Source organism: Streptococcus sp. SN-1 (genome assembly GCF_041154385.1).
In the GTDB taxonomy this organism is placed as follows: Bacteria; Bacillota; Bacilli; order Lactobacillales; family Streptococcaceae; genus Streptococcus; species Streptococcus mitis_CT.
The window spans coordinates 1,042,845-1,061,506 of the sequence record NZ_AP028929.1 but is presented as its reverse complement, the minus strand read 5'-3'; the positions used below and the strand labels follow the sequence as shown (position 1 = coordinate 1,061,506).

General features: G+C 34.5%; 9 protein-coding genes. All 9 read left to right on the top strand.

What is annotated here, in order from left to right; all coding sequences use genetic code 11:
• Window positions 1-305: 305 nt before the first annotated feature.
• Window positions 306-6,983 carry a ZmpA/ZmpB/ZmpC family metallo-endopeptidase gene (locus ACAM22_RS04675; protein ID WP_369607010.1) on the top strand — a complete coding sequence of 2,226 codons (6,678 nt, stop codon included), beginning with the start codon at window positions 306-308 and terminating at the stop codon, window positions 6,981-6,983.
• Between the two features lie 43 nt (window positions 6,984-7,026).
• On the top strand, window positions 7,027-12,645 hold the full coding sequence (locus tag ACAM22_RS04670) for a ZmpA/ZmpB/ZmpC family metallo-endopeptidase (RefSeq protein ID WP_369607009.1): 5,619 nt from the start codon (window positions 7,027-7,029) through the stop codon (window positions 12,643-12,645).
• Between the two features lie 326 nt (window positions 12,646-12,971).
• Window positions 12,972-13,655, top strand: coding sequence for a helix-turn-helix transcriptional regulator (locus tag ACAM22_RS04665; protein ID WP_049474973.1), 684 nt, complete (start codon window positions 12,972-12,974; stop codon window positions 13,653-13,655).
• A gap of 2 nt (window positions 13,656-13,657) precedes the next feature.
• Window positions 13,658-15,073 carry a Y-family DNA polymerase gene (locus ACAM22_RS04660; RefSeq protein ID WP_049474972.1) on the top strand — a complete coding sequence of 472 codons (1,416 nt, stop codon included), beginning with the start codon at window positions 13,658-13,660 and terminating at the stop codon, window positions 15,071-15,073.
• The gene (locus ACAM22_RS04655) at window positions 15,070-15,435 is read left to right on the top strand and encodes a hypothetical protein (RefSeq protein WP_049474971.1); all 366 of its coding nucleotides are present in this window, start codon (window positions 15,070-15,072) and stop codon (window positions 15,433-15,435) included. The genes ACAM22_RS04660 and ACAM22_RS04655 overlap by 4 nt, the downstream gene beginning before the upstream one ends.
• The gene (locus ACAM22_RS04650) at window positions 15,425-15,715 is read left to right on the top strand and encodes a DUF5960 family protein (protein WP_001080186.1); all 291 of its coding nucleotides are present in this window, start codon (window positions 15,425-15,427) and stop codon (window positions 15,713-15,715) included. Before ACAM22_RS04655 ends, ACAM22_RS04650 begins: the two co-directional genes overlap by 11 nt.
• Window positions 15,716-16,009: 294 nt before the next feature.
• On the top strand, window positions 16,010-16,366 hold the full coding sequence (locus ACAM22_RS04645; protein WP_049474970.1) for an SAG1252 family conjugative relaxosome accessory protein: 357 nt from the start codon (window positions 16,010-16,012) through the stop codon (window positions 16,364-16,366).
• A gap of 4 nt (window positions 16,367-16,370) precedes the next feature.
• The gene (locus tag ACAM22_RS04640; RefSeq protein WP_000401235.1) at window positions 16,371-16,736 is read left to right on the top strand and encodes a MobC family plasmid mobilization relaxosome protein; all 366 of its coding nucleotides are present in this window, start codon (window positions 16,371-16,373) and stop codon (window positions 16,734-16,736) included.
• Window positions 16,723-18,552 (top strand): SAG1250 family conjugative relaxase, encoded by a 1,830-nt coding sequence (locus ACAM22_RS04635; protein ID WP_153193390.1) that lies wholly within the window; start codon window positions 16,723-16,725, stop codon window positions 18,550-18,552. Before ACAM22_RS04640 ends, ACAM22_RS04635 begins: the two co-directional genes overlap by 14 nt.
• The last annotated feature ends 110 nt before the right edge of the window (window positions 18,553-18,662 follow it).

Genomic DNA, 18,662 nt, shown 5'->3' with positions numbered 1-18,662 from the left:
TACTCCATTTTCTTCTGAGATTAGTTTTTGCCTAGCTTTTTTATTTTCTACATTTTTTTCTTCCTAAGTATTTTTAAAATAATTATTAAATCTTCCAATTTATAAATAAATCTTCTAATGAATTACAGTATAGTTTTTCTATATTTATTTTATATATAAAACAAAGTATGAAAACGCAACGCAATTTTAAGACTTTTTGGTAAATTAAGAGTATAATCAAAGTGTAACGCCTTTTTTATAGATAATACACTAATATATAAAAGGCTTTCGCAAGATAAATATAAATTTTATTTCAAGGAGGAATAATGGAAAAGTATTTTGGTGAAAAACAGCAGCGTTTTTCATTTAGAAAATTATCAGTAGGACTTGTATCTGCAACGATTTCAAGTTTATTTTTTATGTCTGTATTAGGTAGTTCATCTGTGAATGCTCAAGAGACTAAAGGTGTTCACTATAAATATGTAACAGATTCAGAGCTATCATCAGATGAGCAGAATAAGCTTGTCTATGATATTCCGACATACGTGGATAATGATGATGAGACTTATTATCTTGTTTATAAATTAAATTCCCAAAATCAACTGGGGGAATTGCCAAATACTGGAAGCAAGAATGAGATGCAAGCCCTAGTTGCTGGTGCTAGCTTAGCAGCTCTGGGGATTTTAGTTTTTGCTGTTTCCAAGAAAAAAGTTAAGAATAAAACGGTATTACATTTAGTATTGGTTGCAGGAATAGGAAACGGTGTTCTTGTATCGGCTCATGCTTTAGAAAATAATCTTTTGCTAAATTACAATACTGACTATGAATTGACTTCTGGAGAAAAATTACCTCTTCCTAAAGACATTTCAGGTTACACATATATTGGATATATCAAAGAGGGAAACATAACTTCTGAGTCTAAAGTAAATAATCAAGATAAATCAGTAGCCACTCCTACAAAACAACAAAAGGTTGATTATAGTGTTACACCTAATTTTGTAGAGAATCCATCAACAGTACAAGCTATTCAGGAACAAACACCTGTTTCTTCAACTAAGCCGACAGAAGTTCAAGTAGTTGAAAAACCTCTTTCTACAGAATTAACGAATCCAAGAAAAGAAGAGAAACAATCTTCAGATTCTCAAGCACAATTAGCCGAACATAAGAATCTAGAAACGAAGAAAGACGAGAAGGTTTCTCAAAAAGAAAAGACTGGGGTAAATACATTAAATCCACAGGATGAAGTTCTATCAGGTCAGTTGAATAAACCTGAACTCTTATATCGTGACGAAACTATAGAGACAAAAATAGATTTTCAAGAAGAAGTTCAGGAGAATCCTGATTTAGCTGAAGGAACTATAAGAGTAAAACAAGAAGGTAAATTAGGTAAGAAAGTTGAAATCGTCAGAATATTCTCTGTAAACAAGGAAGAAGTTTCGCGAGAAATTGTTTCAACTTCAACGGCTGCGCCTGTTTCAAGAATAGTAGAAAAAGGTACTAAAAAAGCTCAAGTTATAAAGGAACAACCTGAGACTGTCACAGAACATAAGGACCTACAAGCTGGATCTATTGTTAAACCCGCAGTCCAACCTGAGTTACCAGAGGCTGTAGTAAGTGATAAAGGAGAACCTGAAGTTCATGAAAAACCAGAATATACAGGTGTACAAGCCGGAGCTATTGTTGAACCAGAAAAAGTTGAACCGGAATATGCTGGAGTACAAGCTGGAGCAATAGTTGAACCGGAACAAGTAGAACCACTGCCAGAATATACAGGCGTGCAAGCCGGAGCTGTGGTTGAACCAGAAAAAGTAGAGTCACCCAAAGAGTACACAGGTGTGCAAGCTGGGGCAGTAGTCGAACCGGAGCAAGTAGCACCACTACCTGAATACACAGGAGTACAAGCTGGAGCAATAGTTGAACCGGAACAAGTAGAACCACTGCCAGAATATACAGGCGTGCAAGCCGGAGCTGTGGTTGAACCAGAAAAAGTAGAGTCACCCAAAGAGTACACAGGTGTGCAAGCTGGGGCAGTAGTCGAACCGGAGCAAGTAGCACCACTACCTGAATACACAGGAGTACAAGCTGGAGCAATAGTTGAACCGGAACAAGTAGAACCACCCAAAGAGTACACAGGTGTGCAAACTGGAGCGATAGTCGAGCCAGAGAAAGTAGAAGCACCGAAAGAATATACAGGAGTACAAGCTGGGGCGATAGTCGAACCAGAAAAAGTAGAAGCACCAAAAGAATATACAGGCGTACAAGCCGGAGCAATAGTCGAGCCAGAAAAAGTAGAACCACCGAAAGAGTATACAGGGGTTCAAGCTGGAGCGATAGTCGAACCAGAAAAAGTGGAACCACCGAAAGAATACACAGGGAAAATTGAATCACCGAAAACAGAGAAGCCTAAACCTGCAGTAGAGTTAAACAATACAACAGAAAACAATAATGTAGAAAAAAATGCTAGTGCACTTCTTCGAATGAATTTTGTTAAAGATAACAAAGCATTATCAGGAACGGGTTCAGCTACTTTTATAGCTCCTAATGTATTGTTGACAGTAGCGCATAATTTTATTAATAATTCTTCAGATAACACTACTGGTGAGTTTAGGGGAGATAAAGCTAAAAACACATATGAATGGCAGTCACCTGATGGACAAAAAGGTTCATTCACTTCAGATGATATTCACTTCTATAATCAAAAAGATTATCCAAAAGGCTTTATCTACGATTTAGCAGTTATTAAATTACCTGAATCTACTAGAAGACAGTATGCCAACTTAGTAGAAAATTACTCGAAAGTAAATGTTAATGACAAACTAAATGTTCATGGATATCCTGCTGGGCAGTATACTCACTTAAAAGATACTACTGTAGAAATGGAACAAAAATACGCTAATAATACTTATGGTGTCCAATACCAAGGTGGAAAAGCTGGTATGAGTGGTGGAGGAATCTTTAACTCTAAAGGAGAAGTCATTGGCATACACCAAAATGGAGCTGAAAATCGTTCAGGAGGATTGATTTTATCTCCAACACAATTAGCTTGGATTAGAAGTATTATAAACGGTAAAGAAATTACACCTAAATATGATGCTCTTGAACGTCATAAAGATGAGAAAAAAGATGACACTAAAGAAGAGAAAGAAATTGTTAAAAAATTAGAACTTAGAAATATTTCTTCTGTTGAACTATATTCGAAAGAAGGAGATAAGTATCGTCATGTAACTTCACTTTCAAGTGTGCCAAACATCTCTTCAAATTACTTTATGAAAGTTAAGTCAGAGAATTTTAAGGATGTAATGCTTCCAGTTGAAAGTATTACTAATGATAATAAAGATAATAGAGAAGTCTATAAAATAGTGGCTCGCGTAAATAATCTGATACAACATGAAAATGATAGAGTATTAGATAATTATACATACTACCTACCTAAGACGGTAAGTAGTGAAAATGGTGTTTATACATCATTTAAAAATCTTGTAGATGATATGAATAGTAACCCACATGGTACATTTCGTCTAGGGGCGACTATGGATGCTCGTGAAGTAGAACTTTTGGAAGGTCAAGAAAGTTATATTAATCACGAATTTAGTGGTACATTAATAGGTTCAAACAATGATAAGAACTATGCTGTATATAACCTGAAAAAACCGTTATTTAACGTTTTAAATCATGCTAATATTCGAGATCTTTCAATAAAAGAAGCAAATGTTTCTTCTAAAGAAGATGCTGCTACAATAGCGAAAGAAGCGAAAAATGGTACTAACATTACTAATGTTCACTCATCTGGTGTAATTGCTGGTGAACGTGGCATTGGTGGTTTAGTTTCACAAGTTACAGATTCTAAAATCTTGAATAGTAGTTATACTGGTAGAATAACTAATACTTATGACACAACGGCTACTTATCAAATAGGTGGTTTAGTTGGTAAACTTTCAGGAGCTAGAGCTTCAATTGATAGATCAGTTTCGTCTATTGATATGGCGACAAATGCTAATCAAGGAGACCAAATTGTTGGTGGTATAGCGGGAGTTGTTGATGATAGAGCGACAATCAGTAATAGCTATGTTGAAGGTAATGTTAATAATGTGAAACATTTTGGTAAAGTTGGTGGAGTCGTTGGTAATCTTTGGGATAATTCAGGAGAAGTTGAAAATTCAGGTCGACTATCTGATGTGCTAAGTGATGTTAATGTTACTAATGGGAACGCTATAGTTGGTTATGATTTTAATGGTATTAAAGCATTTAAGACATATAGTAATAAAAATAATAAAGTAGTAAATGTAGTTCAAGTGGACGATGAACTTGTAACTAAAGATTCAGATGTACAAAGAGGTACGATATTAGAATCTGACAAAGTGAATGCTAAAAAAGTTGAGTTAGTTTCTAAACAAAGTACTAAAGTAGAAGACTTCAATTTCTCTTCTAGATATGTAACTGACTATAGAAATCTTGAAAATGCCGATTCATCAAAAGAACAAGTTTATAAAAATATTGAAAAATTATTACCATTCTATAATAGAGAAACAATAGTTAAGTACGGGAATTTAGTAGAGACTAGTAGTAATCTTTACAAAAAAGAATTATTATCAGTAGTTCCTATGAAAGATAAAGAAATAATTAGTGATGTTAACGGAAATAAATCAAGTATAAATAAACTATTACTATATTACACGGACAATACATCAGAAACGATAAATATACAATATCAAAGTGATTTTTCAAATGTAGCAGAGTATAGTTTGAATGGTACAAAATTAATTTACACACCAAATACATTACTTCGAAATTATAAAAATATTTTAGATGAAGTATTACCAGAATTAAATAAAGTAGAATATAAATCAGATGCAATTAGAAAAGTATTAGATATTTCTAAAGGTATTAGTTTAACAGAGTTATATCTAGATGAACAATTCGACAAAACAAAAGCAAACATTGAAGATAGTTTATCAAAACTTCTTTCTGCTGACGCGGCAATAGCTGAAAATAGTAATTCAATAATTGATAATTATGTAATAGAAAAAATTAAGAATAATAAAGAAGCGTTACTTCTAGGTTTAACTTATCTAGAACGTTGGTATAATTTTAAATATGATAATGCAAGTGCTAAAGATTTAGTTATGTATCACTTGGATTTCTTCGGTAAATCAAATAGTTCAGCCTTAGATAATGTTATTGAACTAGGTAAGTCTGGCTTTAACAATTTATTAGCGAAAAATAATGTAATTACTTATAATGTATTATTAGCGAAAAATTATGGAACTGAAAGTTTATTTAAAGCATTAGAAGGATATAGAAAAGTATTTTTACCAAAAACTTCTAACAACGAGTGGTTTAAAAAACAAACAAAAGCTTATATAGTAGAAGAAAAATCTACGATTAAAGAGGTAAGTGATAAACAATCAATAGCAGGTAGTCCATATTCTATTGGTGTATATGATAGATTAACTAGCCCATCATGGAAATATCAAAGTATGGTGTTGCCGTTATTAACACTACCTGAAAAATCTGTGTTTATGATAGCGAATATCTCTACTATTGGATTTGGTGCATATGATAGATATAGAAGTAAAGAATATCCTAAGGGAGAAAAATTAAATAAATTTGTTGAAGAGAATGCACAAGCAGCGGCTAAACGATTTAGAGACCATTATGATTATTGGTATAAAATTCTAGATAATGAAAATAAAGAAAAATTATTTAGAAGTATCCCAGTCTATGATGCATTTAGATTTGGAAATGATGAAGATAATAAGTTACAAGAAGCTAACTTTGAAACTAATCATCCAGCAATAAAACATTTCTTTGGTCCAGCAGGTAATAATGTAGTTCACAATGCTAATGGTGCATATGCAACAGGGGACGCATTCTACTATATGGCTTATCGTATGCTTGATAAATCTGGTGCGGTAACATATACGCATGAAATGACGCATAACTCAGATAGAGAAATTTATCTTGGTGGCTATGGTCGAAGAAGTGGCTTGGGACCAGAGTTCTTCGCAAAAGGCTTATTGCAAGCACCAGACCATCCAAATGACGCAACCATCACCATCAACTCGATCTTGAAACATTTAAAATCGGATAGCAAAGAAGGAGAACGATTACAAATACTCGATCCAACTACGAGATTTAATAGTGCAGATGATTTGAAGCAATATGTCCACAATATGTTTGATGTTGTCTATATGTTGGAATATCTTGAAGGACAATCAATCATTCAACATTTATCTAATGCAGAGAAAATGACTGCACTGAGAAAAATTGAGAATGTATTCGTCAAGGATCCAGATGGAAATAACGTATATGCAACAAATGTTGTCAGAGATCTAACAGTAGAAGAAGCTAAAAAACTACGTTCATTCAATGATTTGATTGATAATAATATTATTTCGTCTAGGGAATATGCGTCAAAAACATACGAAAGAAATGGCTATTTTACTATAAAACTATTTGCGCCGATTTATGCAGCATTAAGTAATGATGACGGAACGCCAGGTGATCTAATGGGACGTCGTATGGCATATGAACTATTAGCTGCTAAAGGCTTTAAAGATGGTATGGTACCATATATTTCAAATCAATTTGAACCCGATGCTAGGGAAAATAATAAAACGATTAGCTCATATGGTAAAACAAAAGGGTTAGTGACAGATAAATTGGTACTTCATAAATTATTTAATGGGCAATACCACACTTGGAGTGATTTTAAAAAGGCTATGTATACAGAGCGTAAAGACAAGTTCAACAAATTGAACAAAGTTACCTTTAAGGACACAACTAAATCGTGGACAAGCTTTGCAACAAAAACCACAAGTAGTATAGATGAGTTGCAGAAACTAATGAATGAAGCTGTCCGTCAGGATGCAGAAGGAACTCATTGGGATAACTATAATCCAGAGACTGACAGTGCGGTTCATAAGTTGAAGAGAGCGATTTTTAAAGCTTATCTTGACCAAACCGATGATTTTAGAAGTTCAATTTTTGAGAATAAAAAATAGTATTTACTATTAGGAAATAAAAAGCAAATGTAGAGGATTAGAATTGTCATTATTAAAAAAAGATAAATTTTCCATTCGGAAAATAAAAGGTATTGTTGGTTCAGTATTTCTTGGGAGTCTTTTATTTGCACCCTCAGTTGTGGGTGCAGCCACATATCACTACTTGGATTATGCTAATTTGACGCAAAATGAACGTGCTCACCTGAAATCAGGTACTCCTGATGAATCAAAAGAGTCATATGCTTTGGTTTATGAGAAAGACGCACTACCAAACACAGGAAGTTCTCAATCTATTATGACTGTATTTGGTTTATTGACCATCGCTAGTCTTGTTGTAGTTATTACAAAAGATAAGAGAAATAAAAAAATAGCTACATTTTTGATTGTAGGGGCGACAGGTTTAGTTACACTATCAACTGCTTCAGCACTTAATTTGAATGCTAACATCCATGATTCTGGTCGTGATGGTGTGTTGCAAATTTCTGGTTACAGATATGTTGGTTACCTGGAGCTTGATGATAGAACTGTTTCGTCGGTTTCTCCGGCATCAACTGTTTCGCCAGTTGAGCAACCCAAAGTTGTGACTGAGAAAGGCGAATCTAAGGTTCAACCAGCATTACCTGAAGCGGTTGTGACCGAAAAAGGAGAACCTGAAGTTCAACCAGCATTACCTGAAGCGGTTGTAACTGATAAAGGAGAACCTGAAGTTCAACCAGCATTACCTGAAGCGGTTGTAACTGATAAAGGAGAACCTGAAGTTCAACCAACATTACCAGAAGCTGTTGTGACTGATAAAGGGAAACCTGAAGTTCAGCCAGCGTTACCAGAAGCTGTTGTAACTGACAAAGGGGAACCTGAAGTTCAATCAACATTACCAGAAGCTGTTGTAACTGACAAAGGAGAACCAGAGGTTCAACCAGCATTACCAGAAGCTGTTGTGACTGATAAAGGGAAACCAGAAGTTCAGCCAGCCTTACCAGAAGCTGTGGTGACTGATAAAGGGGAACCTGAAGTTCAACCAGCATTACCAGAAGCTGTTGTGACTGATAAAGGGAAACCAGAAGTTCAGCCAGCCTTACCAGAAGCTGTGGTGACTGATAAAGGGGAACCTGAAGTTCATGAGAAACAAGAATATACAGCTCCAATTGACGGTAATCTTGTTGAACCAGAAGTTCATGAAAAACCAGCATACACGGAACCTGTAGGCACCACAGGAGTAGATGAAAAGGGAAACTTGATTGAGCCACCTGTTATCGACATTCCAGAGTATACTGAACCACTATCTACAGTTTCAGAAGTTGCACCAGAAATAGAGGAGCTACCTTCTTTACACACTGACATTCGGACAGAGACTATTCCTAAAACGACTATAGAAGAATCTGATTCTACCAAATTTATAGGCGATGATTCTGTTAAACAAGTTGGTGAAGATGGCGAACGTCAAATTGTTACTAGCTATGAAGAGTTACATGGCAAAAAAATCAGTGACCCAGTTGAAACCGTAACTGTGTTGAAAGAAATGAAGCCTGAAATTCTTGTAAAAGGTACAAAAGAAAAACCAAAAGAAAAAATGGCTCCTGTTTTGACTTTGGAACGAACAGATACAAATGTATTAGACCGCTCCGCAAATCTTTCTTATCATTTAGTTAATGCAGATGGAGTCAAGATCAATAAAATTACTGCGACAATTAAAGATGGAAATGAAATTGTCAAAACAGTAGATTTAACTTCAGAGCAATTAAATAAGCAGGTAGAAGATTTAAAATTCTACAAGGACTATAAGATAGAAACCACTATGACCTATGACCGTGGTAAGGGAGAAGAGACTGCAACATTAGAAGAGAAGCCACTTCGCTTGGATTTGAAAAAAATTGAGTTGAAAAACATTGCCTCAACAAATCTTGTAAAAGTTGAAGAAGATGGAACAGAAACATTGAACGACTTCCTGACTGAGACACCAACAGAGACTGAAAAATACTATCTCAAAGTGACTTCTCGGGATAACAAAGTGACTCGTTTAGCAGTTGATAAAATCGAAGAGATTAATCAGGCTGGCCAAGTTCTCTACAAAGTAACCGCAAGAGCTGTTGACCTTATTCAGCATACTGACCCAAGTAAGATACGAAATGAGTACGTTTATTACATGGAAAAACCACGACCAAAGGTTGGAAATGTATATTACAACTTCAAAGAACTCATTGAAGATATGCAGAAAAAACCTGATGGTGAGTTTAAACTTGGGGCTGACTTAAATGCAACTAACACCCCAACCCCGAACAAATCATATGTGACGAATGTGTTCAAAGGAAAATTATTGAGTGATGGAAGTAATCACTTCACTATCCATAATCTAGCACGGCCATTATTTGCAAGAGCTGAAAATGCTCACATCCATGACATTAATCTGGGTAATGTAAACATAAACATGCCTTGGGCTGACCGAACAGCACCACTCGGTGAAAACTTTAAGAATTCAACAATAGAAAATATCAAAGTGACTGGCCAAGTTGTTGGTAACAATGACGTGACGGGTATGGTGAACAAACTTGACGAATCCATCATGCGCAATGTTGCTTTCATTGGTAAAATCGAAAGTGTGGGTAACAAAGGTTCGTGGTCTGGTGGACTTGTCAGCGAAAGTTGGCGAAGTAATGTTGATAGCTCTTATGTAGATGCAAATATTAAGGCAAACAACGCCAAATTCGGTGGACTGATTGCGAAAATCGACCACGGTGTAAACCCTATGGATGTAAAACAAAAAGGTCACTTGACTAAATCCGTTGTTAAAGGATCCATGACTCTCAAAACAAATAACCAAAGCGGTGGACTCATTCACGATAACTACAATTGGGGATGGGTTGAAAACAACATCAGCATGATGAAAGTAAACAATGGTGAAATCATGTACGGTTCCGGTTCAGTGGATTCGGGCGACCCAGACTTTGGATTCCATTACTTCAAGAACAATGTATATGTGAAAGATGTTGCGTCAGGCAATGTTTCATATGAACGTTCAAAACAAATTCAGGGTGTAGATCAAGCTGAAGCTGATAAACGTATCGCAACCTTCAATATCACTGCTGATAAGTATGAAATCACAGATCCTCTTGTGAATAGACTTAACAACCTAACAACTCGTGATAATGAGTATAAAACAACTCAAGATTATGACGCAACGCGTGAGCAGGCATACCACAACATTGAGAAACTACAACCCTTCTACAATAAAGAATGGATTGTAAACCAAGGTAACAGATTGGCTACAAGTTCAAACCTAATGACTAAAGAGGTGTTATCTGTAACAGGTATGAAGAATGGTCAGTTTGTGACGGACTTATCAGATATTGATAAGATTATGGTTCACTATGCGGATGGCACTAAAGAAGAAATGGTAGTTACCGCTAAAGCTGATTCTAAAGTAGCTCAAGTAAAAGAGTATGATGTAGCAGGTCAAAACATTGTCTATACACCAAATATGGTTGTTAAAAATCGAGACAAACTGATTGCAGATGTGAAAGAAAGACTTTCAAGTGTTGACCTAATTTCAGCTGAAGTACGCGCGTTAATGGATATACGTAAGAAGGCAGAAGAAAATACAGATGCTCGTAAAGATGGATATATTCGTAATCTATACTTAGAAGAAAGTTTTGCCGAAGTGAAGCAAAATCTAGATAAGTTAGTCAAATCCTTGATCGAAAATGAAGACCATCAATTGAACGGTGATGATGCCGCGATGAAATCGCTACTCAAGAAAGTAGAAGATAATAAAGCTAAGATTATAATGGGACTGACTTATCTCAATCGTTACTATGATATCAAATATGGTGATTTGAGTATCAAGGATATGATGATGTTCAAACCTGATTTCTATGGTAAAACACCAAGTGTCATCGACCGTTTGATTCAAATTGGTTCAAGGGAGCATTTCTTGAAAGGTGATCGTACACAAGATGCCTACAAAGAAGTGATTGCTGGTGCAACTGGTAAAGGTGATTTACGTAGCTTCTTAGACTATAACATGCGTTTGTTTACAGAAGATAAAGATTTGAATGACTGGTTTATTCATTCTGCGAAAAACGTTTATGTAGTAGAACCTGAAACAAGCACAGAAGCCTTTAAAGATAAGCGACATCGTGTATTTGACGGTTTAAACAATGACGTTCACGGTCGTATGATTTTACCATTGCTCAACTTGAAGAAAGCCCATATCTTTATGATTTCAACCTATAACACGATGGCTTATAGCTCATTTGAGAAATATGGTAAGAACACTGAAGAAGAACGTAAGGAATTGAAGAAACGTATTGATGAAGTCGCTAAAGCGCAACAAACTTACTTAGATTTCTGGTCTCGTTTAGCTCTCCCAAGTGTTCGTAACAAACTTTTGAAGAGCGAATATATGGTGCCAACACCTGTTTGGGATAATCAATCTTATGCAGGAATTAAAGATGCAAATCGTCAAGGTTATGGAAAAGGTGGAGCCGTGGTATCTCCTATTCGTGAACTATTCGGCCCGACTGACCGTTGGCATCAAGTTAATGGAGCTATGGGAGCGATGGCAAAAATCTACGAAAAACCGTGGAAAGATGAGCAAGTATACTTCATGGTAACCAATATGCTTGACCAGTTTGGTATTTCTGCCTTCACACATGAAACCACACACATTAATGACCGTGTAGCTTACTTTGGAGGACATAACCATCGTCAAGGTACGGATTTGGAAGCCTTTGCTCAAGGTATGTTACAAACTCCTGATAAGTCAACAACAAATGGTGAGTATGGTGCATTAGGTATTAACATGGCCTACCATCGACCAAATGATGGAAACCAGTGGTATAATCCAGACCCTGACAAACTTCAAACACGCGACCAAATCGACCACTACATGAAGAACTACAATGAAGCTATGATGATGCTTGATTATGCAGAAGCTGAAGCTGTGCTTCCTAAGGTTAAAGGTGACAATAGTAAGTGGTTCAAGAAAATTGACCGCGAAACACGTCGACCTATGGATAGAAATAAACTAGGTGCTCCTCACCAATGGGACAAAGTGCGTGACTTGACAGATGCTGAGAAAGCAACCAAGCTGGAAACCATCGATGACTTGGTAAATAATAATTTCATGACCATTCACGGAAATCCAGGCAATAAAGTCTTCCACCCAGAGGACTTTGGTACAGCCTATGTCAATGTTAATATGATGGCGGGTATTTACGGTGGTAATACGAGTCCAGGTGCCCCCGGTTCTCTATCCTTCAAACATAATGCTTTCCGTATGTGGGGTTACTTTGGCTATGAAAATGGATTTATCGGATATGTATCTAGTAAATACCAAGGTGAAGCGGATAAACAAAACCAGGGTAGATTGGGTGATGATTTCATTATCAAAAAAGTTTCAAACAACCAATTCTTAAACCTTGAAGATTGGAAGAAACATTGGTATCATGATGTGAAAGCCAGAGCTGAAAAAGGATTCACAGAGATTACAATTGATGGACAAACCATTCACAATTATAACGAATTGAAAGCCTTATTCGACAAAGCTGTCACAGAAGACCTCAAGAAAGCTGGAAACTACTCAAATACTGAGAATTTGAAATCCAAAGTATTCAAAGCCCTTCTTAAAAACACAGACGGTTTCTTTAACCAACTGTTTAAGTAAAAACAAAGAGATAAGATTTGAATATAAACATATAGTTTGAACCAAAAATATTTTTTCAGACTCTATGTTTTTCGGCTCTTTGTCGACTATAGTGGGGCGAAGAATAAAATCTAGAAGAAGCTGGGAAAAAAGTCTTTGGAATCAGAAAAACGCATAGTATCAGGTATTGGAAAACTTTGATGCTATGCGTTTTATTGTGGGGATATTTACTTCATTTTCTCCTGAAATTGAATTTTTACCCAGCCGCTTTTTCATTAAACTATTGATTTTTTCTATCAGCTATGGTATTCTTTTGTTAGTTAATAAACTTACAAAAAGGAGAACAAATGTTTTCACCTACTAAATTAAAAAGAAAAAGAGAAAGTCAAGTATTATCTCAATCTCAACTTGCATCCAGTTTGGGAATTAGTAGAGCCTCATACTTTAATTGGGAATCAGGTAAAACAAAGCCTAATCAAAACAATTTAAGCAAATTGAGTGAGATTTTGAATGTAGATCTTCGATATTTTGAATCAGAGTATGAAATAGTTGAAACCTATCTCAAACTAACGGAAAGGAATCAAGAAGCAACACTTAATTATGCTACAGAACTGTTGAACAAACAGAATGCCAAGGTTGTAGACATTCCTGAGCGTTTTGCTTATAAAGTTTATGAAAAATTATCAGCTGGTACCGGAACAGCTTATTTTGATGATGGTAATTACGATACTGTTTACTTTAATCATCAATTTGATTATGATTTTGCATCGTGGGTGTTTGGGGATTCAATGGAACCGACATATGAAAATGGTTCGGTAGCTCTTATTAAGCAAACGGGCTTTGATTATGACGGGTCTATCTATGCGATAGATTGGGATGGTCAAACCTATATTAAGAAAGTGTATCGTGAAGAAAATGGGCTTCGATTAGTTTCACTCAATCGGAACTATTCAGATAATTTTGCGCCTTATGATGAGAATCCTCGTATCATAGGGAAAATCGTTGGAAACTTTATGCCTTTAGAGGATTGAGTATGACTTGGTTTGATTATAGTCTCGAACCAAAGAGTGACATTGCATTTATTGATATGAAATCTTTTTACGCAAGTGTAGAGTGTGTCGATAGAGGCTTACATCCACTTAAGACTTCGCTTTGTGTTATGAGTCGTGCAGATAATTCTGCCGGGTTAATCCTTGCTTCCTCTCCTATGTTTAAAAAGGTCTTTGGAAAATCAAACGTTGGACGTTCCTATGATTTACCATTTGATGTAAAAACTAGGAAGTTCTCTTACTATAACGCTAAGAAGCAAGGTTTACCAACAACGATAGATTATGTTCGTTATATTGAGGAATGGGCAAAATCAACCGTGATTGTTCCTCCGAGAATGGATACTTATATAGCAGTCAATATGGAAATTCAAAAAATTTTTCAAGATTTTGCGGCACCAGACGATATTTATCCCTACTCAATCGATGAAGGATTTATTGATTTAACAAGTTCATTAAATTATTTTGTGCCAGATAAAAGTATTAGTCGGAAAGATAAATTAGATATTATCTCGGCTGCTATTCAAAAAAAGATTTGGAGAAAAACAGGAATCTATTCAACGGTAGGCATGTCTAATGCCAATCCCTTATTAGCTAAGTTAGCACTAGATAATGAAGCTAAAAAGACTCCGACAATGAGAGCTAATTGGTCCTATGAGGATATAGAAAAGAAAGTATGGGCTATTCCTAAAATGACAGATTTCTGGGGAATTGGAAATAGAATGGAGAAGAAATTACATCATCTAAGTATCTTTTCGATTAAAGAATTGGCACAGGCTAATCCTGACTTGATTAAAAAAGAGCTTGGGATTATGGGACTAGAGTTGTGGTTTCACGCTAATGGTATTGATGAAAGCAATGTTCATAAACCTTATAAGCCGAAGTCAAAAGGGATAGGGAACTCTCAAGTTTTACCAAGAGATTATATTAAACAAAGAGATATTGAGATCATACTTCGTGAGATGGCAGAACAAGTTGCAGTTAGATTGAGAAGAGCTGGTAAAAAAGCGACTGTGGTTTCTATACACTTAGGATATTCTAAAGTGGAACAGAAACGATCTATTCATACTCAAATGAAGATTGAACCGACCAATCAAACAGCACTACTGACAAACTACGTTTTAAAGTTATTTCACACTAAATATACTTCAGGAGCTATTAGGAATGTTGCGGTTAACTATTCTGGTTTAGTAGATGAATCCTTTGGATTGATTTCATTATTTGATGATATTGAAAAAATAGAAAAAGAAGAAAGGCTCCAGTCCGCAATCGATGCTATTCGAACAGAATTTGGTTTTACTTCACTATTGAAAGGAAATGCCCTGGATCAGGCTTCTAGAACAATTGCAAGAAGTAAACTCATTGGTGGTCATTCAGCTGGAGGATTAGATGGGCTAAAATGATGAATCGTTCTTATTTGCCGTTTTTATTTGCAAGAGAGTATCAAGATCGTGGGATGGCTAAGTGGATGGGATTCTTTTTGTCAGAACATTCAAGTTCTCTTTGGGAAGAAAAAAATAAAGAAGATGTCTCAATTACTTTATCAATGGAAGAGAAGGTTTTACTTGTTCGTCAACTTTATACGAATACATTCCCTGCAACGTTTATTTTTAAGCACTCAAATAGAAGAAAAGTAGTATCGGGTATTGTTAAAGAAATTGGGAAAGAGTTTATATCTATAAAATCAGACATTGGATTTCTTCGATTAGAATGGTTAGATATACTTGGTATCCAGATAGAAGGTGAGGAATTACATGAATCGTAAAGAATTATATGACGATAAATTGCAGCTAGATTATTTTTCTGATTCTTATTTACGGTTTGAATCAGATTTTTACAAGTACTCTGCTCTAGACATTCCATTAACATTTATCACTGATGACATTTTACGCACAATGGCTATGTCTCAAAAACATTATTTTAAACTTAACAAAAGCAAATCTTTAGACGGTCGTGACCATTATTTTGTTTTTTCTATCAAGATGAACAAAGACAGTAGTGGCATTAGACAGTATGAATATCAGAGACATTGTTTTAGTTTGTAAGAGTCCGATAGGGCTCTTTTTTCTGTGATAATTTTATCAAAAAGTATTTGTTATACTTTTTTTAATTTAGATTTATCTTGGGGGTTTGGGGGCGTGCCACCACATTTTCATATCGTTTGTTTTTTGAACAGTGAGGTTTGAAATGGCAGGCGATATGATTTTTGGAATATTGTGGACACAATATCTGAGCTCGCAAAGCCTTACAAAAACGTTGAAGATATTTTGAAAAATGTACTGACAGTGTCTGTAAGCTTACATTGTCAGTACAGGTATCAATGAAGGAGGAAAAGTCATATGAAAAGAGATATACGTAGTATTCGGAAACAATTTCGCTTAACAGAAACGGAAGAAAAACAAATACTAGATTTAATGAGAGAGAAAGGAGAGGATAATTTTTCTGATTTTCTCCGTAAAAGCTTACTATTGTCTGATGGACAACAACAGATGGAAAAATGGTTCAACCTTTGGAAAAAACAAAAGTTGGAACAAATTAGCCGTGATGTTTATGAAATATTAATAATTGCTAAAATAAATCATCAGGTTACTCAAGAACATGTTTCTATTTTGTTAACTTGTATTCAGGAATTGATTAAAGAAGTAGAAAAAACAAGTCTTCTTAGTGAAAATTTTCGTAACAAATACATGAGGTAGTAGAGTGGAGCACCGATATAGAACAAATTTAAAAAAAGTCTTTTTATCTGACCTAGAATTAGTCAAATTGAATGAAAATATCTCAAAAAGCAACTGCTTATCATTCTCAGAATATGCTAGACGAACTCTACTAGATCCTGGTATGAATTTTATCACCATTGATACAAATAGTTATCAAGATTTGATTTTTGAATTAAAACGAATCGGAAATAATATTAATCAAATAGCCAGAAGCATAAATTATTCGAATTTAATAACGGAAGTTGAATTAAATGAGTTGAGAAAAGGTATAGAAGAGTTAATAGTAGAAGTGGAGAAAGATTTTCTTATTCAATCTGAAAAATTGAGGAAATTTTATGGTCATCACTAAACACTTTGCGATTCATGGAAAAAATTATCGTAGCAAACTAATCAAATATATTTTGAATCCAAGTAAAACAAAAAATCTAACACTAGTTTCAGATTTTGGTATGAGAAATTATTTAGATTTTCCTAGTTATAAAGAACTAGTGAGGATGTACAATGATAATTTTTTAAGTAATGATACTCTTTATGAATTTCGTCATGATAGGCAAGAAGTAAATCAACGAAAAATTCATTCTCATCACATCATTCAGTCCTTTTCTCCAGATGACCATCTTACTCCCGAACAAATCAATCGGATTGGTTATGAGACAGTTAAAGAGTTGACAGGAGGTAGATTTCGTTTCATTGTAGCAACTCATGTCGATAAAGATCATATCCACAATCACATCATTCTAAATTCAATTGATCAGAATTCTGATAAAAAGTTTCTATGGAATTATAAGTCAGAACATAATCTACGAATGGTTTCTGATCGTCTTTCAAAAATTGCAGGGGCAAAAATTATAGAAAATCGTTATTCGCATCGTCAGTATGAAGTTTATCGCAAAACAAATTACAAATATGAAATAAAACAACGAGTATATTTTCTAATCGAGAACTCGAAAAATTTTGAAGATTTCAAGAAAAAAGCAAAAGCTTTACATTTAAAAATTGATTTTAGACACAAGCATGTTACTTTTTTTATGACTGATTCAAATATGAAACAAGTCGTACGTGATAGTAAATTGAGTAGAAAACAACCTTATGATGAAACTTATTTTAAGAAAAAGTTTGTTCAAAGGGAAATCATAAACATCTTAGAATTTTTGCTTCCGAAAATGAAGAATATGAATGAATTGATTCAACGAGCAGAATTTTTTGGATTAAAAATAATTCCGAAAGAAAAACATGTTCTATTTGAATTTGATGGGATTAAGCTTTCAGAGCAGGAATTGGTAAAAACGAATCGGTATAGTGTTAGTTATTTTCAAGACTATTTTAATAACAAAAATGAAACTGTTGTCTTAGATACTAAAAATTTAGTTGAAGTTTACAATGAAGAAAAGCTAATTAAAGAAAAAGAGTTGCCGACAGAAGAGGTGGTATGGAAATCCTATCAAGATTTCAAGAGAAATAGGGATGCAGTTCATGAGTTTGAGGTAGAGTTGAATCTTAATCAAATAGAAGAAGTAGTGGACGATGGAATGTACATTAAGGTACAGTTTGGCATCCGACAAGAAGGACTTATTTTTGTACCAAATATTCAGATCAATATGGAAGAGGAAAAAGTTAAAGTATTTATCAGAGAAACTAGTTCTTACTATGTATACCATAAAGATTTAGCAGAAAAAAATCGCTTTATTAAAGGTAAAACTTTGATTAGACAATTTAATCTTCAGTATGAACCACAGTATATGTATAGAAGAATTCCTCTTAGCAAAATTAAAGAAAAAATAGAACAATTAGATTTTCTTATATCTGCGGAAAATAGTCCGAATGATTTTGAAGATATAACAAATGATTTCATTGCCCAAATATCATATCTAGAGAATATGATTGAACAAGTCCAAAATAGAATTGATGATTTAACTAGTTTAGAGGAAGTATTGTTGAATAATACGACAAATAGTTCTAACAATTTAGCAAATAGTATTCAAGGTAAAAGTTCAGTAGATACAATAGAGAAGGATTTATACAGATATAAAGGAAAGATTGAAACACTGAAGGAACAACATAGAGAAGCAATAAATTTATTTGAAATGTTTAATAAAACAATAAAGAAATATAAGAAAAAACAAAATATGAAATCTATTGAAGAAAATGAGATACATTTAGAGTAAACAGTTTCCTAATAAGTATATGGTTCCTAAAAAGTATATATAGAATAGTTTCATGTGCCAATTTGTCACATATTTAAAAATAAGAAAATAACTATATTATACTTGTTTTA